At 64.1% G+C, this 19665-nt stretch carries 18 protein-coding genes, 1 tRNA gene and 1 riboswitch; of the genes, 9 read left to right on the top strand and 10 right to left on the bottom strand.

All coding sequences use genetic code 11. The features are described 5' to 3' along the window. Positions 1–47: 47 nt before the first annotated feature. Positions 48–578, bottom strand: coding sequence for a TetR/AcrR family transcriptional regulator (locus tag AC0L3P_RS24860; protein ID WP_473305887.1), 531 nt, complete (start codon positions 576–578; stop codon positions 48–50). A gap of 107 nt (positions 579–685) precedes the next feature. On the opposite strand from AC0L3P_RS24860, the gene AC0L3P_RS24855 reads away from it, so the two are divergent. From AC0L3P_RS24855 to AC0L3P_RS24845, 3 genes are all read left to right on the top strand, one after another. Beyond that, positions 686–1036, top strand: coding sequence for a hypothetical protein (locus tag AC0L3P_RS24855; protein WP_275169034.1), 351 nt, complete (start codon positions 686–688; stop codon positions 1034–1036). A 215-nt stretch (positions 1037–1251) separates the two neighbouring features. Further along, positions 1252–1530, top strand: a complete 279-nt coding sequence (locus AC0L3P_RS24850) for a PepSY domain-containing protein (RefSeq protein ID WP_247357338.1) — start codon at positions 1252–1254, stop codon at positions 1528–1530. Positions 1531–1572: 42 nt separating this feature from the next. Beyond that, entirely contained in the window at positions 1573–2187 is a 615-nt protein-coding gene (locus AC0L3P_RS24845) for a cytochrome b/b6 domain-containing protein (RefSeq protein WP_473305884.1), read from the top strand. A gap of 19 nt (positions 2188–2206) precedes the next feature. Here AC0L3P_RS24845 and AC0L3P_RS24840 read toward each other — a convergent pair whose 3' ends face one another. Both AC0L3P_RS24840 and trxA read right to left on the bottom strand, forming a co-directional pair. Beyond that, complete coding sequence (locus tag AC0L3P_RS24840) at positions 2207–2884, bottom strand: LON peptidase substrate-binding domain-containing protein (RefSeq protein ID WP_473305881.1); 678 nt, start codon at positions 2882–2884, stop codon at positions 2207–2209. A 31-nt stretch (positions 2885–2915) separates the two neighbouring features. Beyond that, complete coding sequence (trxA, locus tag AC0L3P_RS24835; protein WP_275169040.1) at positions 2916–3839, bottom strand: thioredoxin; 924 nt, start codon at positions 3837–3839, stop codon at positions 2916–2918. Positions 3840–4114: 275 nt separating this feature from the next. Here trxA and AC0L3P_RS24830 point away from each other — a divergent pair. The 4 genes from AC0L3P_RS24830 (at position 4115) to AC0L3P_RS24815 (ending at position 7719) form a co-directional block, all read left to right on the top strand. Then, a tRNA-Gly gene (locus AC0L3P_RS24830) sits at positions 4115–4189 on the top strand. A gap of 78 nt (positions 4190–4267) precedes the next feature. Continuing rightward, positions 4268–5254: an NAD-dependent epimerase/dehydratase family protein gene (locus AC0L3P_RS24825; protein WP_473305878.1), complete on the top strand. Its 987-nt coding sequence runs from the start codon at positions 4268–4270 to the stop codon at positions 5252–5254. Positions 5255–5628: 374 nt separating this feature from the next. Continuing rightward, positions 5629–6909 carry a PQQ-dependent sugar dehydrogenase gene (locus AC0L3P_RS24820; protein WP_275169042.1) on the top strand — a complete coding sequence of 427 codons (1281 nt, stop codon included), beginning with the start codon at positions 5629–5631 and terminating at the stop codon, positions 6907–6909. 216 nt (positions 6910–7125) lie between these two features. Beyond that, positions 7126–7719, top strand: coding sequence for a c-type cytochrome (locus AC0L3P_RS24815; protein WP_354209748.1), 594 nt, complete (start codon positions 7126–7128; stop codon positions 7717–7719). 186 nt (positions 7720–7905) lie between these two features. Here AC0L3P_RS24815 and panE read toward each other — a convergent pair whose 3' ends face one another. From panE to AC0L3P_RS24795, 4 genes are all read right to left on the bottom strand, one after another. Then, complete coding sequence (gene panE, locus AC0L3P_RS24810; RefSeq protein ID WP_473305874.1) at positions 7906–8829, bottom strand: 2-dehydropantoate 2-reductase; 924 nt, start codon at positions 8827–8829, stop codon at positions 7906–7908. Positions 8830–9043: 214 nt separating this feature from the next. Then, the gene (locus tag AC0L3P_RS24805; RefSeq protein ID WP_473305872.1) at positions 9044–9658 is read right to left on the bottom strand and encodes a 2-hydroxychromene-2-carboxylate isomerase; all 615 of its coding nucleotides are present in this window, start codon (positions 9656–9658) and stop codon (positions 9044–9046) included. 88 nt (positions 9659–9746) lie between these two features. Then, entirely contained in the window at positions 9747–11096 is a 1350-nt protein-coding gene (locus AC0L3P_RS24800; RefSeq protein WP_473305870.1) for an MATE family efflux transporter, read from the bottom strand. 88 nt (positions 11097–11184) lie between these two features. Next, the gene (locus AC0L3P_RS24795; RefSeq protein ID WP_354064903.1) at positions 11185–11781 is read right to left on the bottom strand and encodes a DUF2239 family protein; all 597 of its coding nucleotides are present in this window, start codon (positions 11779–11781) and stop codon (positions 11185–11187) included. Between the two features lie 151 nt (positions 11782–11932). Between AC0L3P_RS24795 and AC0L3P_RS24790 the strand changes: the two genes are divergently transcribed. Further along, on the top strand, positions 11933–12598 hold the full coding sequence (locus AC0L3P_RS24790) for a glutathione S-transferase family protein (RefSeq protein WP_473305868.1): 666 nt from the start codon (positions 11933–11935) through the stop codon (positions 12596–12598). 150 nt (positions 12599–12748) lie between these two features. Here the strand turns inward: AC0L3P_RS24790 and ggt are convergent, their stop codons facing one another. Then, on the bottom strand, positions 12749–14500 hold the full coding sequence (gene ggt, locus AC0L3P_RS24785; RefSeq protein ID WP_473305866.1) for a gamma-glutamyltransferase: 1752 nt from the start codon (positions 14498–14500) through the stop codon (positions 12749–12751). A 99-nt stretch (positions 14501–14599) separates the two neighbouring features. On the opposite strand from ggt, the gene AC0L3P_RS24780 reads away from it, so the two are divergent. Then, a complete protein-coding gene (locus AC0L3P_RS24780) occupies positions 14600–15985 on the top strand; it encodes an MFS transporter (protein WP_473305863.1) in 1386 nt (461 codons plus the stop codon). Positions 15986–16124: 139 nt separating this feature from the next. Here AC0L3P_RS24780 and purH read toward each other — a convergent pair whose 3' ends face one another. Beyond that, positions 16125–17717 (bottom strand): bifunctional phosphoribosylaminoimidazolecarboxamide formyltransferase/IMP cyclohydrolase, encoded by a 1593-nt coding sequence (purH, locus tag AC0L3P_RS24775; RefSeq protein WP_473305860.1) that lies wholly within the window; start codon positions 17715–17717, stop codon positions 16125–16127. 22 nt (positions 17718–17739) lie between these two features. Continuing rightward, positions 17740–17821, bottom strand: a riboswitch (ZMP/ZTP riboswitch). Between the two features lie 59 nt (positions 17822–17880). Further along, entirely contained in the window at positions 17881–19599 is a 1719-nt protein-coding gene (locus tag AC0L3P_RS24770; protein ID WP_275169155.1) for a heparinase II/III family protein, read from the bottom strand. Positions 19600–19665: the final 66 nt, after the last annotated feature.

Here is a 19665-nt window from a genome sequence, read left to right as displayed (position 1 = left end):
GTCGGTTGCCTCTAGCATGAAAAATCGTAGCAGCCCATCGCGTCGCCTCAAGCGGAAACCATCCGCAGGATCTCGTCGAGCAGGCCCTCGAGCCGCGCGGCCGGCAATGGTGGGCCAGATAAGGCGAAGCCGAGAAAAGTCCAGTACAGGATTTGCGCGCGGGCTCGTGCCGTCGCCGCCTCCAACCCGCGCTTCCCCAGCAGCTCTTCGATATAGTCGAGCCTGCGCCGGTCGATGGCACGCACCGCCGTTTGTGCCGCCGCATCGAAGGCCGCCCAATTCCGCACCGCGCGCTCGAGGTCGAGCCGCGCGCTAAAAGTCCTGCGCAGCAGCGCTTTCAGCGGCTCGTCGCTGTCCGCCTCGACATCGGCGATGATCTGCTCGGCCGCGATCTCGCGCCAACGCTTCAAGAGAGCAGCATGGAACGCGCCGAGATCGGCGAAATGCCAATAGAAGCTGCCGCGCGACACCCCCATGGCTTTCGCCAGCGGATCGGCCTTCAGCGCGGTGAAGCCGTCTCTCGCGAGCGCCTTCAGGCCCTGTTTGATCCAGTCGTCGGCGGTCAGCTGTTCGGCCATGTCGGGTTCCGGATGCAAACCATACACTAGTGTATTGACAGCGAGCAGGCCAGCGCCTATCTCACCATACATAACTGTATGGACGAGATTTGCAGGGAGCTTTGACGATGCGTGATCTCTTGCTCCAGTGCGCCGGGGTCGTGACCATTGCCGTGGCCCTCATTCATGGCATTCTCGGCGAGACCAAGGTCTTTGCCCGCGCCCGCATCGAGCCGGAGCGGCTCCGCACCCTGATCCGCCTGGTCTGGCAGGCCTCGACCGTTGCCTGGATCGGCGGGGGTGTGCTCCTGATCGCGGCGCCCTGGATGCAATCGGAGCCGGCGCGTCACTGGATCGTCGTCACCATGGCTGGCGTGTTCGGCTTCTCTGCTCTCGCCAACGCATGGGCAACGCGCGGTCGGCACTTCGGCTGGATGGCGCTCAGTGCGGTCGTCGCGATGGCGGCTGCCGGCTACTAGGCGCGGTATATCGCAGTCATGCCTGTTGTGAGGCGAAAGGCCGCATCGACGCACCAAATGCACGTTGCGCGCGGAGGGCGCTGAGCTTTTTCGGATCGTTAGAATATCTCTAAAGGCTTCCGCCGTAGCTGCGGATTGACTTCATCATGTGCTTTGCTTCCTTCGGTCCCGCTTCGCCTCAGGGCGTAGCGCCCACGACAGAAGAGGAGACGTTCGTGAAGGTTATTCGTGTTGTTGCCGTTGCATTGACGATCGGGATTGGCATGGGATCGGCCGCCTTGGCCGATGGTTTCAAGGACTGCACCAAGCTCGACAAGGCGTCGTGGAAGCCGGCGAGCGAAGCCGAAGCCAAGGCCAAGGCGCTCGGCTACGAGGTGCGGCGCTCCAAGATCGAAGGCTCGTGCTACGAGGTCTACGGCGTCAAGGAAGGCAAGCTTTACGAGCTGTTCTACAGCCCCGAAGATCTCAGCCTGAAGCACACGATTGCGAAGTAGACCGCGCGAGATGGTCTGCGCGCAAATGGTCTGCGCAAAGTCATGCCTGAGGGTGGTCCTCGCTTGATCGAAGAAACGGTGCCGCACGCACGCGGGGAGTCCAACCGGACCCCCGCGGATCGAGCCGTTGCGCGGACAGTCGCGGTTTGGGACCTCCCGTTGCGGCTCTGGCACTGGGCGCTCGCGGCTTGCGTTCTGGCCGCGTGGTTCACGCCGACCGTCTATGACGGACTTCACCGCATCCTCGGTTATACCGTACTCGGGCTTGTTGCGTTCCGTCTGGTCTGGGGTGTTTGGGGAAGCCGCTATTCGCGCTTCCGCATGGTCGGCGTCAGGCTTCGGGCCGCACCGGGTTATCTCTGGAATCTGCGCCGCGGCATCACCGGCCGCTATATCGGTCTCAATCCCGCCGGCACGTTGATGCTGGTGGCGCTGCTGGTCTCGCTCGCGGTCTCGACGATATCAGGTGCGATGTCGGTAACCGTGACATTTTTCGGCGTCTGGTGGGTCGAGGACACCCACCACTATTCATCCGACGCGGTCATCGTCCTGGTCGTGCTGCACGTCTTGGGCGTGCTGATGATGGGGCGTCTTCAACGCGAGAACCTGATCAGCGCGATGATCACCGGACGCAAGCGCATCCGCGGTCATTCCTGAGCAGCTGCGCACGCACCTGTCACTGCAGCGGCGGATCGCCGCTGGTGCGCTTCTTGGCGAGATCCATCTCGGTGACCGCGACCAGGATTTCAGCGCGGGTCTTCAGGTCGGGCGCTTCCAGCATCGCTTGCTTCTCGGCCACGCCATAGGGCGACATCATCGCCAGTGCGTTGACGAGCGCTTCGTTCGGGGCGGTCTCGACGCCCTCCCAGTCGACCTTGAGGTTGTTGGCCTTCAGAAAGTCCGCCAGCACCGTCAGCAGTGCTTCGCGATCGACCTCCTCCTCGCCCATGCGCGGCGTGAAGTCGTCGACGAAGGCAAAGAAATCCACCTTGCACTGCCGGTAGGCGGTGAGCACTTCGAGCTCCTCGAGCATCCTAAAGCGCGAGACGCCGGTGAGCTCGAGGATGTAGCGGCCGTCGCCGGATTCGGCGAGCTGGGTGATGCGGCCGACACAGCCGACACGAAACAGCGCCGGCTTGTCGGAATTCTTGGGCGAGTGCGCGATGTCGGGCTGGATCATGCCGATCAGGCGATGGCCGTCGCGGAAAGCATCGTCAATCATCGCGAGGTAGCGCGGCTCGAAGATGTTGAGCGGCATCTGCCCGCGCGGCAGCAGCAGCGCGCCCGGCAACGGAAACACCGGAAGGATCTCCGGAAGGTCGGCGGGCCCGCGATATTCGATATTGATCGGCATCTGCCGGGTCCCCTGGCCTTGCCAGCGCGCGTCAGGAAAACAGGATGATCGACAAGCGCTTGCGTCCCTCGACCGTTGCATCGTCCGTGCCGCCCCAGGCCTCGAAGAACTGCACCAGCTGCTTGCGGGCGCCGTCGTCGTTCCATTTGCGGTCGCGCTTGACGATCGCGAGCAGGTGCTCGGTGGCCGCTGCCCGGTTGCCTTGGGCGTTGAGCGCGATCGCGAGGTCGAATCGGGCCTGATGATCGAGCGGGTTTGCGGCGACTTTCTGTTCCAGCTCGGCGACGGGCCCGAGCTGCTCCGCCTGCTCGGCGAGATCGATCGCGGTCTGCACGGCTTTCACAGCCGGGTCGTTGCGCTTGGATTCCGGCACCATGGCGAGCGTCTGCTTGGCCTGCTCCATCGCGCCGGAGACGGCGTAGCATTTCGCGAGCCCGGCAAGGGCTGCGATGTTGGTCGATTCGAGCTGCAGCACTTCCGCGTAGATCTGGGCGGCCGCGGCGGCATCGCCCTCGGCGAGCACGGCCTCGGCTTCCTGGAGGATTTCCGCGATATTCGGCTCACCCGGCGCGGTCACGCCCTTGGTCAGCTTTTCGATGAAGGCGTTCAGCTGGCTCTCCGGGACCGCGCCCATGAAGCCGTCGGCCGGCTGGCCGTTGACGAAGGCGATCACCGCCGGAATCGACTGGATGCCCATCTGGCCCGGGATCGCCGGGTGCTGGTCGATGTTCATCTTGACCAGCTTGACCTTGCCCTTGGCGGCCTTGACCGCTTTTTCCAGCAAGGGCGTGAGCTGCTTGCAGGGCCCGCACCACTCCGCCCAGAAGTCGATCAGCACCGGCTGGCGCTTCGATTCCTCGATGACGTCCTTCACGAAGGTCTGGGTGGTCGTGTCCTTGATCAGATCGGCGGCAGCCGGGCCCGCTGCTCCGTTACCCTGGTCGATGATCGTCACGGGATCCCCTCGTCTGATGTCTGGAATTGGCGGGTCTTTAGCACGTCGCCAATTCATATGCTTCGCTGTTGGCCCTAAATTGGGCCGGGACGGCCGAATTTCAATCCGTGCGTGCCGATTCGACGGTTCCGGAGCATTTTTGGGTCATTTGGCCGCGTTCGGGTTCATATTCGGCCTCCGATTGCGTATCTATGCCGCCGGTAGCTGTTGCATTCCCCTCCCGCTTTTGGCATACGACAGCCGTTGCCGGCGCAGTCATGCGACCGACACAGGATGCGGGTGTAGCTCAGTGGTAGAGCACGACCTTGCCAAGGTCGGGGTCGAGGGTTCGAGCCCCTTCGCCCGCTCCAATTTTTCTCCCAAAGCATCCAGCCGAACCGGACGGGCACGTGTTCTTCCACGCCGCTGGCGGCTGTATTGGGTCACGAATGACAATTCTGGTCACCGGCAGTGCAGGCCATCTCGGGGAAGCCCTTCTCCGCACGCTCCACGGGCGCGGTTCGCCTGCGCGGGGTATCGACCTGAAGCCATCGCCCTTCACCGATGCCGTCGGCTCGATCGTCGATCCCGATTTCGTGCGGCGCCAGATGGACGGCGTCACCGCCGTGATCCACACCGCGACGCTGCACAAGCCGCATGTGGCCACCCACAGCAAGCAAGATTTCATCGACACCAATGTCACCGGCACGCTCAACCTGCTCGAAGCGGCTGTGGCCGCTGGCGTGCGTAGCTTTGTCTTCACCAGCACGACCAGCGCGTTTGGCTCGCAGCTTCGCTCCGAGGCGGGACAGGCCGCGGTGTGGGTCACCGAGGACCTGCCGCCGATCCCGAAGAACATCTACGGCACGACCAAACTGATGGCTGAGACTCTCTGCGAGTTGTTCGCCCGCGAGCGCGGCCTGCCTGTCCTGGTCTTGAGGACCTCGCGCTTCTTCCCGGAAGACGATGACGATCCGGCGATGCGATCGGCTTACGCTCCGGAGAATGCGCGGGCCAACGAGCTGCTCTATCGCCGGCTGGATATCGCGGATGCGGTGAGCGCCCATCTGCTCGCCGTCGAGCGCGCGCCGAACATCGGTTTTGCCCGCTACATTGTGTCAGCGACGAGCCCGTTCGAGCAGCGCCATCTGACAGCACTTGCACGTGACGCGGCCGCTGTGGTGCGTGAGCTCTATCCGGATTGTGCGGAGCTCTTTGCGGCGCGCGGCTGGCGACTGTTCCCAGCGATCGACCGTGTTTATGTGAATGAGCGCGCACGGCGCGAGCTCGGCTGGCGGCCCGAATTCCACTTCGCGCATGTCTTGAACTGCCTTCGCGAGGGCCGCGATTTTCGCAGCACGCTGGCGCGCGATATCGGGTCGAAGGGCTATCATGAGACGATTTTCGACGACGGTCCCTACCCCGTCGCCCCGTAATCGCCACCTTTGCTAATTTCGCTCGACGCGTCAGATGTCTGCCCGGAGTCACCGGCAGCAAGATGGCCCGAGCATTTCTACTGTGCATGGGGTTGTTTTCGCGCTTTTTTTGTTCAGGACCTCCTGCTGCCTGCAAATTAGCCGCGCGCGATTTTGATTCCGCGCTGCAGCGTTGTCGTCGCGGCATTCGCCATCGTTGACTTTCCGTCTCAATTTTTATTGAGCGCTATCGCAGCGCACGCGGCGCGCTTCTCTCCGCGGGCAGATGTGCTAACCTTTTTCGTCTGTCCTCTCGACAGAGTCCAAACTTCGCCTCTCGACTAGCAAAACAAAATAACGTGCAGCCCTGATGGCTGCCTTAGGGGAGTGACGCGATGAAATTCCATCGATCCGTCTTTCAATCCGTCCTGGCGCTTGCAGCGGTTGCCCTTCTCGCGGGGACAAGCGCCGGTCACGCGCAGCAGCAGGACAAGAACAAGCCGCTGAAGAAATACGAATCCGGCACCAAGGAGTTCTGGACCCATCCGCCGGACGACTGGTTCCTCGGCGACGAGACCGAGGCGCAGAAGGGCCTGGCGCCGCCGTCGGGTCCGCCGACCGGCGCGTCCGACGCCGAGCTCGCCAACATCGTCAAGAAGGTCAAGCTGCCGCCGGGCTTCAAGATGGAGGTCTACGCGTCCGGTGTGCTGGCCGCGCGGCAGATGGCCTGGGGTGACAAGGGCACGCTGTTCGTCGGATCCTTCGGCCTCGGCAACGTCTATGCCATCAAGGACAACAACGGAAAGAAGGAAGTCAAGACGATCCTGAAGGGCCTGAACATGCCCACGGGTCTGGCTGTCAAGGACGGTGCGCTCTACGTCATCGCGGTCGACAAGCTGATCCGCTACGACGACATCGAGAACAAGCTCGACAGTCCCGGCGAAGGCAAGGTCGTCTATGACGACATGCCGTCCTATGCCGCGCATGGCTGGAAGTACATCGCGGTCGACAAGGAAGGCTGGTTCTACATTCCGTTCGGACCGCCCTTCAACATCGGCGTGCCCCCGACCAGCGTGTCGCAGATCCGCCGTGTCGATCCCAAGACCGGCAATGCGGAAATCTATGCGCTGGGCGTTCGCAACTCGGTCGGCGGCGACGTCGATCCGCGCACCGGCAAGTTCTGGTTCACCGAGAACGCCCGCGACTGGATCAGCGACGATCTGCCCTCGGACAAGCTGAACATGATCAGCAGGATCGGCGAGCACTTCGGCTATCCCTACTGCCACCAGGGTGACCTGCCGGATACCAAGTTCGCGATGGGCCACAAGTGCTCCGAGTTCACGCCGCCCGTGCTGAACCTCGGTGCCCACGTCGCTCCGCTCGGCATGAAGTTCTATACCGGCGACCAATTCCCGGCCGAGTACAAGAACAACATCCTGATCGCCGAGCACGGCTCCTGGAATCGTCACAAGTACCAGGGCGGTCGCATCATGCGCGTGATCGTCGGGCCCGACGGCAAGAACGCCAAGCAGGAGGTGTTCGCCTCCGGCTGGATCGAGGGCGACCAGGGCTATCTCGGCCGTCCCGACGACATCATCCTCGCCAAGGATGGCTCGATCCTCGTCGCCGACGATTGGGCCGGCGCGATCTACCGCATCAGCTACAGCAAGAAGTAGAGTAAGATGACACGAGGCTGCGGTGCCGAGGGGCACCGCAGCCTTTCTCATTTCATTTTCGCACGTCGTCGCCCGGAGTTGGGCGCCGCTTGCGCACAGGTGCGGAACCCATAGCCACGAACGCGGGTTATGGAATTCTCAGATGCGCAATTGCGCATCATAGCTCGCGCTTCTTCGCCCCGGAATGACGCGTTCGATAGATCGGAAATTCCAATCATGCGCCGGCAGTTCATCTCGCACGCAATCAGCGCGGTTGCGCTCGCAGCGCTCGGTTCTCTCCCCACAAGCGCCGCCGACAATGCCGCGATCAAGGAGAAGGCCGCCGTCTGCGCCGGCTGTCACGGCGAGAACGGCATCTCGCAGACCGAGAACATTCCTTCGCTCGCCGGGCAGCCCGATCAATTCCTGCAATGGCAGCTCGTGTTTTTCCGCGCCGGCTCGCGCAAGAACGACCAGATGCAGCCCATCGCCGAGGAAATTACCAACGAGGACGTCCGCAATCTCGGCGCTTATTTCGCAGCGCTGACGCCGCCGACAGCGGCGGAGGACAAGGATCCGGACCTGTCGAAAAAGGGCGCCCAGGTTGCCGCCGGCCGCCGTTGCGCATCATGCCATACGGATAGCTTTGCCGGCACCAAGGCCGTCGCGCGGCTGGCGGGACAGCGCGAGGAATACCTGGTCAAGGCGCTGCACGACTACAAGAGCAGCCAGCGCGTCGGCGGCGGAGGCGCGGCGATGGCCGATGTCGCCTATCACATGAGCGATGAGGAAATCACCGCCGTCTCGCACTATCTTGCGTATTTCAAATAGCGCGCGATGTGCTGCAAAACTCCACCGTCGTCCCGGACAAGCGAAGCGCAGATCCGGGACCCATAACCACAGGGAGTGGTTTGGCGAAGACTCGTCGTGACCAGCTCGGTTCATAACCACGGCCTGTGGTTATGGATCCCGGGCTCGCGCCATGCGCGCCCCGGGATGACGATCGAGCGAGGGGCCTTACCCCGCCCGCTGCTTCTCATACGCCTTCAAATGCGTGTACGCGATGCGCAGCTTCGGTACCGGCACCTTGGCGGCGTCGGCGCGGGCGATGAGATCGCCGATGACGTGATCGGCCTCGACCGGCAGGCCCGCCTTGACGTCACGGAACATCGAGGCCGTCATCGGCGAGCCCTCGGTTGTGAGGTTACCCTTCACGCGCTCGAAGAACGGCCCGCCCGGCGAGTAGCCCGACGCGGCGGCGATCGCGCTGGTCTCGTCCAGCATGCCGAGCAGGAAATCCCTGCCGCCGGGAGCGGCGAGAATATTGCCGACAGAGCTGCGCATCAGGCTGGTGGACGCCGCCAGCGAGGACAGGAACACCCATTTCTCCCACATGTCCTGCATGATGTTCTGGCTGGCGGTGGCCCCAACGATGCCGCTCTTGAAGGCCTCGTCGATCGCCTTGACGCGATCCGACAGCTTGCCGTCGCGCTCCCCGTAATTGATCGACTGCATCGGCTGCAGCTGCACCACCTCACGCTTCTCGTTGAGCGTCGCGGCGATGGCGCAGAGGCCACCGAGCACGCGCTCCTTGCCGAACTTGCCGTCGAGGATGTCGAGATGCTTCATGCCGTTGAGCATCGGGATGATCGCGGTATTCGGCCCGACTGCTGCCGCGAACGACTTGATGGCGTCAGCGAGGTCGAAGGCCTTGCAGCTGAGCAGCACGACCTCGAACTTTTCCTTGAGCGCGTCGGCCTGAACGGTTGGCGGATTTTTCAGCGTCACGTCGCCGTTCGGGCTCTTGATAACTAAGCCAGCGCTCGCGAGCTCGCTGGCGCGCCGTGGCCGGACCAGGAAGGTGACGTCGCGGCCGGCCTGCAACAGCCTGCCACCAAAATAGCCGCCGATGGCGCCAGCGCCGACCACGAGGATACGCATGGGATTGTCCTTGTTGTTTCTTGATTGCTTCTTGCCGTCGTCGTTGTTTCTTGCCGTCGTCCTGGCGAAAGCCAGGACCCATTACCCCGACTGCATGTTGTCGGGCAAGTTGAAGCCCCAGCTCGTCCCAGCCATAGCCTTCGGTGGTTATGGGTCCTGGCTTTTGCCAGGACGACATCGGAGATGATGGCTCGATCTGTCCATCATACGAAAATCACTTCCCCGACACCATCTCCTCTACCTCGCGCAACTGCTCCTTGCCGAAGAACATCTCGTTTCCGACGAAGAAGGTCGGCGAGCCGAACGCGCCGCGCGCGACTGCCTCTTCGGTGTTCTTGATCAGTCTGCCCTTCACCTCGGGTTCCCCGGCGCGGGTGAACAGTTTTTGCGCGTCGAGGCCGGAGGACGCCAGCGCCTTCGCCGCGATTTCCGGATCGTCCATCTTCTTCGGCTCGCGCCACATGTGGTGGAAGGCGGCCTCGACATATGCTTCGAACACGCCCTCGAGCTGCGCCGCGATCGCCGCGCGCATCAGGTTCAGCGTGTTGACCGGGAAGAACGGATTCATGACGTAGGGCTGAACCTGGAAGCGCTTGACGAAGCGCTCCGTCTCGACCGCGTGGAATTCGCGCTTGTTCTTGATACCGGCGAACGTCTCGGCCGGCGACTTGTTGTTGGTCGACTTGAAGATGCCGCCGAGCAGGATTGGCACGTACTCGAACTTGACGCCGATGCGCTGCTCGATGGCGGGGATCGCGAGATGACTGAGATAGGCGTTCGGGCTGCCGAAATCGAACAGGAATTGCGGGGCTGTGCGGGTCAAAATCATCCTCCCTGACGTCGCTTTTTCGCATTGTGGCGCAGCGCGCGACGCGGGTCCACCATTTAATGACGGTCATAATCTCTTGATGATGTCGTCAGATCAGACGCCGGATCGTTCGCTTGCGCCACACCAGAAGGTAATAGCCCATCTGCAAAAGGAACATGGAGCAGAACACGATCGGATAGGCGGCCCACACACCCTCAAGGCCGATCGTGCGGCTCAGGATCACCGCGGACGGCAGTTCGATTGCTCCAATGGCGAAGATCGCGAGCAGCATTGGCGTCAGCGCCACGCCGGCGGCGCGCATCGCACCCGAAAACACCGTCGCCAGGCCGAAGGGCACCGAGCTCCACAGCGCGATGTTGAGCAAGCCCTTCGCCAGATCGAGCACGATATCATCGGTGATGAACATGCCGAGCACGGCGCGCGGCGCGAGATAGATCAGTGCCACCAGCCCGCCGGTCAGGACGATGTTGAACGCAAGTCCGGTGCGCACGATGCCGTCGAGCCCCGCTCTGTCGCCGCGGCCGACCGCTTGGGCGCCGAGGATCGAGACCGCTATTGAAATCGACATCGCCGTGAACTGCGTGTAGCCCATCACCTGGTTGACCGCGCCATAGGCTGCGGTTGCGTTCGAGCCGAACCCGTTGACGAGGCCGAGCAGCACCAGCTCGGCGATCGCCATCACCACCATGCCGATCGCGCTCGGCAGTCCAATGCCGAGGATTTGTCCCAGCACCACACGATTGAGCCGCAGATGGCGCAGCAGTGCAGCGTCCGGTGCCAACGCATGTTTCCTCCGCAGCAGATAGGCGGCCAGCGCGACCAGCGTCAGCGTGTTGGCGATCGCCGCGGCCCAGGCCGGGCTGGTGATGCCGGCCGCCGGCAATCCGAACGATCCTCGGATCAGAATCGGCGTCAGGATCAAGCCGATCGCGGTCGACAAGGCCAGCGCCAGCAGCGGCGTCAGCGCATCGCCGACGCCGCGGATCATCGCCGTCATCAGCAGGAAGACGAAGCCGAGCGGCATGGTGAGCAGCATGATGCCGGCATAGGCGCTGGCCTGGTCGAGAATATCCGTGGGCGTTGCGAGCATCGTCATCAATTGGCGGCTGAAGATCCCGCCGATCAGTGCAATTGCAATCGAGAGCAGCAGGCCGATCGCGAGCGTCGTGCCCACGATGAGCTTGATCCGGCCCTGCTCGCCCGCACCATAGGCCTGGCCGATCAGCACCGTGGCGCCGGTGCTCAGCCCCATGACGAAGGCGAACAGGAAGAACATCACAGGAAAGAACACCGAGACCGACGCGAGCGCGTCGACCCCGATCATCTGGCCGAGATAGACGTTGCTGACGGTGCCGAACAACGATTGCAGGGCGTTGCTCAGCATCAACGGTGCGAGGAAGCGCAGAAAACTCTTCCAGAGCGGCTTGGCGGCGGACATGGATCGGCCTTTCATCAGGGCGTGCGAAGCCGTTGCCACGCGAAGTGCGCGTGGCCCGGCCTCGATGGGGTTGTGAGGAGGCGCGCCCCTAGGCGCGGTCGCTGTAGGCGAGCTTGACGATGTGGTCGCGGATGTCGGCGGGCCAATCTGCGATCAGTCCGGTGAAACGCCGCCGGTCATCCGCAAACAACGCGCGCGATGCTTCCTCGAACTGCGGCAGATTGCCGGCCATGGTCGACATGAAGTGATAGGCCGCATCGCGCGCCTGCCGCTCGCGGTCCTTGTCGCCGCTTGCGCGCCGCGCTTCTTCGACAAGTTTCCGCAGCGCGACCGAGGCGCCGCCTGCCTGCGCGCTCAGCCACTCCCAGTGCCGCGGCAGCAGCGTCACCTCGCGCGCGACCACGCCGAGCTTCGGCCGGCCGCGTCCGCGTGGTTCGCTCGGCGATGGGGTGTCCTCAACCGGGGGCGGGACAAGCTTCGCCAGCCGCGCCAGCACCTCGCGGTCTCCGCCGCGCAGATCGAAGTCGATCGATCGGCCCGTGGCATCCTCGAAGATGATGATGGGCTCGTCGGGCCGCTCCGCCATCCGCTTGATGACCAGCGCGACCTCTCCTGCCGGCCCGGAGACCAGACGGCGGTGACCCTGAAAGGCGGTGAAAGTCTTCTGCATTGGAATCATTGCCATATTGATCGTGCTGAGACTTTTAATACCCGGGTAAATAGCTAAGGTCAATATACCCGGGTTAAAATAACCGACCGGATGGCTCGACATTGCGTTCCCGGGCTGGCACGAACGCGCGGCTGATCGAACCATGCCTAGCCCCGGGGACCACGCGATGCTGACCGTTCATCACCTCAACAATTCGCGCTCGCAGCGCGTGCTGTGGCTGCTCGAGGAGTTGGGCGTGCCCTACGAGATCGTGCGCTATCAGCGCCAGCCGGACATGCGCGCGCCGAAGGAGTTGCGTGCGATCCATCCGCTCGGCAAGTCGCCCGTGATCACCGACAACGGCAACACCATCGCCGAATCCGGCGCGATCATCGAATATCTCATCGCCACCTACGGCAACGGCCGACTAGTCCCGCCGCCGAACACGCCCGAGCGGCTGCGCTTCACCTATTGGCTGCACTATGCGGAAGGCTCGGCGATGCAGCCGCTGCTGCTCAAGCTGCTGTTCACGCTGATGCCGAAGCGTGCGCCGGCGTTGCTCCGCCCGCTGGTGCGCAAGGTCTCGAACCAGGCGCTCACCGCGCTGGTCAATCCGCAGCTCAAGCAGCACATGGACTACTGGGAAGGTGAGCTCGGCAAGAGCGAGTGGTTCGCCGGCAACGAATTCACCGCTGCCGACATCCAGATGAGCTTTCCGCTCGAAGCGGCCCAGGCGCGCGGCGGGCTCGAGCTTGGCCATCCCAAGGCGATGGCGTTTCTCGAGCGCATTCACGCGCGGCCGGCCTACGCGAGAGCGCTCGAGAAGGGCGGTCCGTATCAGGTGGGGCGCTAACTTCCTCACTGCGCCCTGCGCGACAGTGCCCGCCAGTTCGCATGCAATACGCGTCCGCGCGTCTCTGACAGTTTCTCTGGCCTCGCGGTGGTAGCACGCGCGGCTCGCGCGCAAGCCGGCCGACGGCCTTCGCGCCATGCAAGGACAGAGTTACTGCCCCGCTGCTTCCGCACCTCGGGTACGCGGATCGGGCGCGCCGAGTGGACCGTTGGCGGTCACCGTGATCGAATTGGCGGATGTCTGCCCCATCGGCGTGACGATGAGATGATCCATCGCCTTCAGCTCGACCAGCACATTGTCAGGGAAGCCGCTCTCGACCCGGACCTCGTCGGGCAGCCATTGGTGATGCAGCCGCGGTGCGGCCACGGCTGCCGCGACGTCCATTTTGTAATCGAGGACGTTGACGATCACCTGGAGCACGGTCGAGATGATGCGGCTGCCGCCCGGCGAGCCCGTCACCAGCACCGGCTTGCCGTCCTTCAGGACGATGGTCGGCGACATCGAGGACAGCGGCCGCTTGCCCGGGCCGGGCAAATTGGCCTCGAAGCCGACGAGGCCGTAGGCATTGGAAGCGCCGACCGCTGCGGTGAAATCGTCGAGCTCGTTGTTGAGCAGCACGCCGATTCCGTCGGCGACGAGGCCGACGCCGTAGCTGAAGTTCAGCGTATAGGTGTTGCTGACCGCGTTGCCGCTAGCGTCGACGACGGAAAAATGCGTGGTGTTGCTGCCCTCATGCGGTGAGATCGCGGTGGAAACGAGCTGTTTCGACGGCGTGGCGCGATCGGCGGAGATGGTTGCCCGCAGCTTGGCGGCGTAGTCTTTGGCGGTGAGCGTCCCGATCGGTGCGTTGACGAAGGCGGGATCGCCGAGATAGCGCGCACGGTCCGCATAGGCGCGCTTCATGGCCTCGATCAGCAGATGCAGCGAGGCCGGCGATCCTTGCTTCAGATCAGCGAGCTGAAAACCTTCGAGGATATTGAGCGTCTCCACTAGCACCACGCCGCCCGACGACGGCAACGGCATCGACACGATGTCATAGCCGCGATAGGTGCCGCGCACCGGTGCACGGATGACCGCCTGATAGGATTTCAAATCGGCCGGCGTCATGATGCCGCCCGCGTCAGTCACGGCCTTGGCGAGTTTTTCCGCGACCGGCCCCTCATAGAAACCGCGCGGGCCCTGTGCGGCGACAGCCGACAGCGTTTCGGCGAGATCGCTCTGCACCAGTCGGTCGCCTTCGCCGAGCGGTGTACCATCAGGCCGCGAGAAGATCCTGGCCGAGGAGGGCCAGCGCACCAGCCGCTTGTGCCACCCCGGCAGAGTGTCGGCAATGTCGTCGCCGACGAGGAAGCCGTCGCGGGCGAGCGCGATCGCGGGCTCGAGCAGTTGCGCCAGCGTGAACCGGCCCGAGCCATATTTTTCCAGGGCCAGCGCAAGACCCGCGACGGTGCCGGGCACGCCGACGCCGAGCGCGGAATCCCGCGACTTCGCCGCATCGGGCTTGCCGTCGGCGCCGAGGAAAATCTGTGGCGTGGTCGCAGCCGGCGCGGTCTCGCGATAATCGATTGTGATGTCTTCGTTGCGCTCAGTGGAATGAATCACCATGAAGCCGCCGCCGCCGATATTGCCGGCGCGCGGATAGGTCACGGCCATCGCAAAGCCGGTCGCGACCGCGGCGTCGACGGCATTGCCGCCGCGCTGCAGGATGTCGGCGCCGACCTGCGCAGAGATTTTCTCCTGCGCGACCACCATGCCGTGCTCGGCGGGAACGGCACGCACCGTGTCGAGCGCCGGCGGCACATAGGCCCGCCGCGCATCCTGCGCGGTCGCGGTCGGAAGTCCAAACGCCAGAGTGGCAAGGAAGGCGAAAAATATCCGCCGTGTCGAAAAAGACGACATCATCAAACTTCCGCAATGGCCATGGGCAGTTCACATGCAGCGTTGCAATGCTATACGGTTTGTTTCGACAGAGGCAAAACTGTTCGTGATGAGGATTGTGGAGTGACGACGATCGCCCCGGATGCGCGCATCGCCGGCGCGCAGCGGACCTATCCGCAGCGCAGGGCCGTCGTCAGCTGGATCTTCTTCGACTGGGCGGCGCAGCCTTACTTCACGCTGATCACGAGCTTCGTGTTCGCGCCGTATTTTGCCACCGGCATTGCGCCGAATCCCGCCACCGGGCAATCGCTGTGGGGCTTTGCGATGGCTGCCGCGGGCCTCGCAATCGCGCTGATGTCGCCGGTGCTGGGGGCTATTGCCGATGCTTCGGGTCGCAGGAAGCCGTGGATCGCCGGATTCGGTGCCGTGTTGGTGCTGGCATCCTGCACGCTGTGGATCGGCAAGCCGGGCGATCCCTCGATCATTCCGCCGCTGCTCACCGCGGTCGCGCTCGCCAGCGTCGGCGCAGAATTCGCCACTCTCTTCAACAATGCGATGATGCCGACGCTGGTCCCGCCGGAGCGTATCGGACGGCTCTCCGGCACCGGCTGGGCGACGGGATATGTCGGCGGCATCGTCAGCCTGATCATCGTGCTCGGCCTGCTCGCCGCGAATCCCGAGACCGGCCGCACGCTGCTCGGCTTCACGCCGCTGTTCGGGCCCGATCCCGTCAGCCGTCAGGGCGACCGCGCCGCCGGACCGTTGACCGGGCTTTGGTTCATCATTTTCGTGACGCCGATGTTCCTGTTCACGCCGGACTATCCGGCGAAGCGTCCGGTGCGCGAGGCACTGCACGAAGGCCTGTCGGAGCTGAAACAATCGATCAAGGGTCTGCCGCAGCAGAAATCGCTTGCCGCGTTTCTACTCGCCAACATGATCTACACCGACGGTCTGGTGTCGCTGTTTGCCTTCGGCGGCATCTATGCGGCTGGCACGTTCGGCTGGCACACGATCCAGATCGGCACCTTTGGCATCATGCTCGCGATCGCCGGCGCGTTTGGCGCGTGGTTTGGCGGCAAGCTGGACGATCGCTTCGGGCCGAAGCGCGTGATCGCCGGCAGCATGCTGGTCCTGCTGCTGGCGCTGGCGGCGATCCTGCTGGTCGACAAGGATTCGATCTTCTTCATCAAGGTCGCGCCGCCCGCGCCCGGCGGTGCATTGTTCGCCGCTGCGTCAGAGCGCGCTTATCTGGTGCTGGGCTGCCTAATCGGTGCGGCCGGTGGTCCGCTGCAAGCGGCCTCACGCACGCTCCTGATCCGTCTCGCACCGAAGGACCGCATCGCGCAGTATTTCGGTCTGTTCGCGCTGACGGGAAAAGTCACGTCCTTCATCGGCCCGCTCCTGATCGGTGTGATCACCGCGGTGACGGCGAGCCAGAAGGCCGGCATGGCCGTGCTGGTGGTGTTCTTCGTCGCGGGGCTGGCGCTGTTGATGCGGGTGCGGGAGTAGCCGCACTACCGCGATTCATTCCCGTCATTGCGAGAAGCGAAGCGACGAAGCAATCCAGGTTTTCTCCGCGGAAAGATTCTGGATTGCTTCGCTGCGCTCGCAATGACGGATTCGATGGAATCGCCCGCACGCCAATCGATCAGTGCCTGAAGTGCCGCGTGCCCGTGAACACCATGGCGATGCCGTGCTCGTCGGCGGCCTTGATGACCTCGTCATCGCGCATGGAGCCGCCGGGTTGCACCACGGCGGTGGCGCCGGCCTCGATGCAGGCGAGCATGCCGTCGGCGAACGGGAAGAACGCATCCGACGCCACCACCGAGCCCTTGGTGAGCGGTTCGGCGAGCTTCAGCTCGGCGGCCGCATCCTGAGCCTTGCGTGCCGCGATCCGCGCTGAATCGACCCGGCTCATCTGGCCGGCGCCGATGCCGACGGTGGCGAGATCCTTGGCGTAGATGATGGTGTTGGACTTGACGTGCTTGGCCACCCGAAACGCGAACTTCAGATCGCGCATCTCGGCGTCCGTCGGCGCCCGCCTAGTCACGACCTTGAAGGTCATGTCGGCGACCACCGCATTGTCGCGGCTCTGCACGAGGAGGCCGCCTGCCACCGTCTTGGCGGTGAGGCCGGGCGCGCGCGGATCGGGCAGGCTGCCGGCGAGCAGAAGTCGAAGGTTCTTGCGCGCGCCGATGATGGCGATGGCTTCCTCGCTTGCGTCGGGTGCGATGATGACCTCGGTGAAGATTTTCGTGATCTCGCGCGCGGTGTCGGCATCGAGCGCGCGGTTCATCGCGATGATGCCGCCGAAGGCCGAGGTGGAGTCGCAGGCCAGCGCCTTGCGATAGGCGCTGACGAGGTCGGATCCCTCCGCGACGCCGCAGGGATTGGCATGCTTGACGATGACGCAGGCCGCGGTGCGCTTGGCGTCGAACTCGCCGATGCATTCATAGGCCGCATCGGTGTCGTTGATATTGTTGTAGGAGAGCTCCTTGCCCTGGAGCTGCCGTGCGGTCGAGACGCCCGGCCGCTTGTCGGGCGTTGCATAGAACGCCGCGGTCTGGTGCGGATTCTCGCCATAGCGCAGCGACTGGATCAGCCTGCCGCCGAAGGCGCGGAAATCGGGCGCGTCGATTTCGAGCTGGCGATTGAACCAGTTCGAGATCGCGGCGTCATAGGCGCCAGTGCGCGCGTAAGCCTTTGCAGCAAGGCGCCGGCGCAGCTTCAGCGTGGTCGCACCGCTGTTGGCGGCGAGCTCGTCGAGCACGGCCTGATAGTCCTCCGCTTCGACCACGACAGCGACATCGTCATGGTTCTTCGCGGCGGCGCGGATCATCGCGGGGCCGCCGATATCGATGTTCTCGATGCAATCCTCGAAGCCCGCGCCTTTGTCGACGGTTGCTTCGAACGGATAGAGATTGACGACGAGGAGATCGATCGGCGCGATGCCATGCGCGGTCATCGCTTCCGCATGGTCCTTGTTGTCGCGGATCGCGAGCAGGCCGCCATGCACCTTCGGATGCAGCGTCTTGACGCGGCCATCCATCATCTCGGGGAAGCCGGTCAGCTCGGAGACGTCCTTCACCTTGAGACCGGCCGCGGCGATCGCCTTTGCGGTGCCGCCGGTCGAGATCAGCTCGACATCGTGCGCGGCAAGCGCCTTCGCGAATTCGATCAGACCGGTCTTGTCGGAAACGGAGAGAAGGGCGCGGGTGACGCGGCGGGGATGGTCAGTCATGAGCAAGATCCTCTGTCTGAAGGAGTAATGCCCAGGCGCGCGGCAGCTATGTCCCGCGCTTCCCGATGGTGCTCCATCCAAGGTCGCCAGTCGCGCGAGCGAAGGCTCGATAGCAGTTTTCGGTCGCTTTCACAACGATCAGATGGGGCCGAATTGCAGGCGTCTACAGCGGAAGTTCCGGCTCCCGCCGCGCATTTCTGCGGGCATTCGTGATCGCCGGCGAGGCGGTGGAGCGGACAAAACTCCAGCGGATCGAGGGCGCCTGCCGCGCGTCCTGGCGGATCACGATCTGCGCGGTGCGGCGCGGCCCGTCGTTGCCGGCCAGGGACACGCTGTCCTCCAGCTCCACCTTGTCGTCGAGTGCCTCGAAGGTCCAGACGTCGCGGTTCGGGAGCACCAGCATGACGCCGCGGGCATCGGATAGTCGGCTCGCCTTCACCGCCGGGTGCAGATGGAATCGCAGCGCGAAATCGGCATCCGCACCCTTGAAGCGTCCGCCTTGCGGCGGCGACAGCGTGTCCTCGCCGTCGATGCGCGCGCCGTCATTGGCGATCATCAGCACGCGACGGTGGATCGCGCCGAATTTTGTCAGGTAACCGTCATGCGATGTCGTGAGCAGCGTGCCGTTCTGCACGATTTCGCGATAGCTCTCGACCTCGACCGGGCCGCTGGTGACCGGAGCGCCGTGCAAGAGCCGCTTCATCGCCGACATCTCCACGAACTGGCATGACGAGGTGTCGTGATAGGTCAGCGTCGAATGCGCCGCCGTGCCGCGTGCGAACGGCCGCCAATTGTCGCGGCCCGTAGTCGGCATGCCGCAATTGGTGACGATGCGGCTGATGCCGGAGGACAGTTCGAACGACAGGCAGCCGGCATGGGCGTCGTGGCTGACGCTGGCCGCCGGCGGCGGGCCGGTGTCGATAATCAAAGTGGTCTGGCCGGCATCGAGGCGCTGGAAACCGGTATGCGGCATGTTCGACATCGGCGCGCCGTGGGTGTCGTCATAGGCAAGCAGCGTGGCAAGCAGGTCTGAGGGCGTCGCGCTCATGCCGTTGAACAGCGCGAAATTGCCGTCGCCGTGGCGGAAGAAGCGCAGCATCGGCATCATGCGGTCGATCGCGTTGAGCAGCGCGGGCGGCGGCGCGATGTTGCGTGCGGCAAAGGTCTGCCGCAACGGCAACAGGTCGATCAACAGCTCGATCAGCGCGCCCGGGTTGCGCGAGACATGCCCGCCGTCGGGCAGGATCTGCCGCTGCAATTCATCGGAGAGCTTTTTTGAGGCGCTGCGGATGTGACTTGCCTGGTTGGCGAGGCACAGCGCCGCATAGCATAGCGCGATCAGCACCTGGAGCTTCGGCACTCCGTCGGGAATGTTGACCATGGTGTAGCGCAGCAAGCGGATTTCGCGCGCCAGCGCGCGCAGATAGCGACGGTAGAATTTGTTGTCGGTATCGTTGAGCACCAGCGGTGCCTGCGACAGCAGGGAGATCACGCGTCGCGCCAGCACGTCGGCGCGTCGCGCGACGGGACGGCGCTTGCTGGCAGGGTTGCCGATCCAGTCCTCGATCAGCGAGCGCGCATTCGCGCGCGTCAGCGCGGTGTCCGCGGCGCGCAAATGGCGCAGCCAGCCGAAGCCGAGCAGCGCAACCTCCCAATCCTCCGACGGCGGCTCGAGATCGAAGATCGAACGGCCGTGGCAATTGACGATCTTGCCGGCGAAGACGAAGCGGCCGGCATAGATCTCGGCGGCGCGGGTCGCATCCGCGGTGCGCAGATCATGCGGCGCGATGATCAGCCGGTCGGCGCGGCCGGGCCAGACCCGCGACAGGGCGACGGAACCGCCGCTCGCGCGCGCGAGCATGTTCCGCGCGAAGCGGTTCATCACCAGCGTCGAGATACGTCTGCGTTGAGCGACCGACACGCCTTGCCTTGATGGGGGGAGAGGATT

The sequence above is a fragment of the Bradyrhizobium sp. WSM4874 genome (assembly GCF_055811835.1).
The sequence above is the reverse complement of the archived record's forward strand: the minus strand, read 5'-3'. Positions and strand labels throughout refer to the sequence as shown.

Bases quoted from the DNA above. Each gene is read 5' to 3' on its own strand.
- AC0L3P_RS24845 (WP_473305884.1), top strand. From the start codon at position 1,573: ATGCCTGAGGGTGGTCCTCGCTTGATCGAAGAAACGGTGCCGCACGCA.
- AC0L3P_RS24840 (WP_473305881.1), bottom strand. From the start codon at position 2,884: ATGCCGATCAATATCGAATATCGCGGGCCCGCCGACCTTCCGGAGATC.
- panE (WP_473305874.1), bottom strand. From the start codon at position 8,829: ATGCGTATCCTCGTGGTCGGCGCTGGCGCCATCGGCGGCTATTTTGGT.
- AC0L3P_RS24790 (WP_473305868.1), top strand. From the start codon at position 11,933: ATGCTGACCGTTCATCACCTCAACAATTCGCGCTCGCAGCGCGTGCTG.
- AC0L3P_RS24855 (WP_275169034.1), top strand. From the start codon at position 686: ATGCGTGATCTCTTGCTCCAGTGCGCCGGGGTCGTGACCATTGCCGTG.
- AC0L3P_RS24805 (WP_473305872.1), bottom strand. From the start codon at position 9,658: ATGATTTTGACCCGCACAGCCCCGCAATTCCTGTTCGATTTCGGCAGC.
- AC0L3P_RS24820 (WP_275169042.1), top strand. From the start codon at position 5,629: ATGAAATTCCATCGATCCGTCTTTCAATCCGTCCTGGCGCTTGCAGCG.
- AC0L3P_RS24860 (WP_473305887.1), bottom strand. From the start codon at position 578: ATGGCCGAACAGCTGACCGCCGACGACTGGATCAAACAGGGCCTGAAG.
- AC0L3P_RS24815 (WP_354209748.1), top strand. From the start codon at position 7,126: ATGCGCCGGCAGTTCATCTCGCACGCAATCAGCGCGGTTGCGCTCGCA.
- AC0L3P_RS24795 (WP_354064903.1), bottom strand. From the start codon at position 11,781: ATGGCAATGATTCCAATGCAGAAGACTTTCACCGCCTTTCAGGGTCAC.
- AC0L3P_RS24770 (WP_275169155.1), bottom strand. From the start codon at position 19,599: ATGAACCGCTTCGCGCGGAACATGCTCGCGCGCGCGAGCGGCGGTTCC.
- ggt (WP_473305866.1), bottom strand. From the start codon at position 14,500: ATGATGTCGTCTTTTTCGACACGGCGGATATTTTTCGCCTTCCTTGCC.
- purH (WP_473305860.1), bottom strand. From the start codon at position 17,717: ATGACTGACCATCCCCGCCGCGTCACCCGCGCCCTTCTCTCCGTTTCC.
- AC0L3P_RS24800 (WP_473305870.1), bottom strand. From the start codon at position 11,096: ATGTCCGCCGCCAAGCCGCTCTGGAAGAGTTTTCTGCGCTTCCTCGCA.
- AC0L3P_RS24825 (WP_473305878.1), top strand. From the start codon at position 4,268: ATGACAATTCTGGTCACCGGCAGTGCAGGCCATCTCGGGGAAGCCCTT.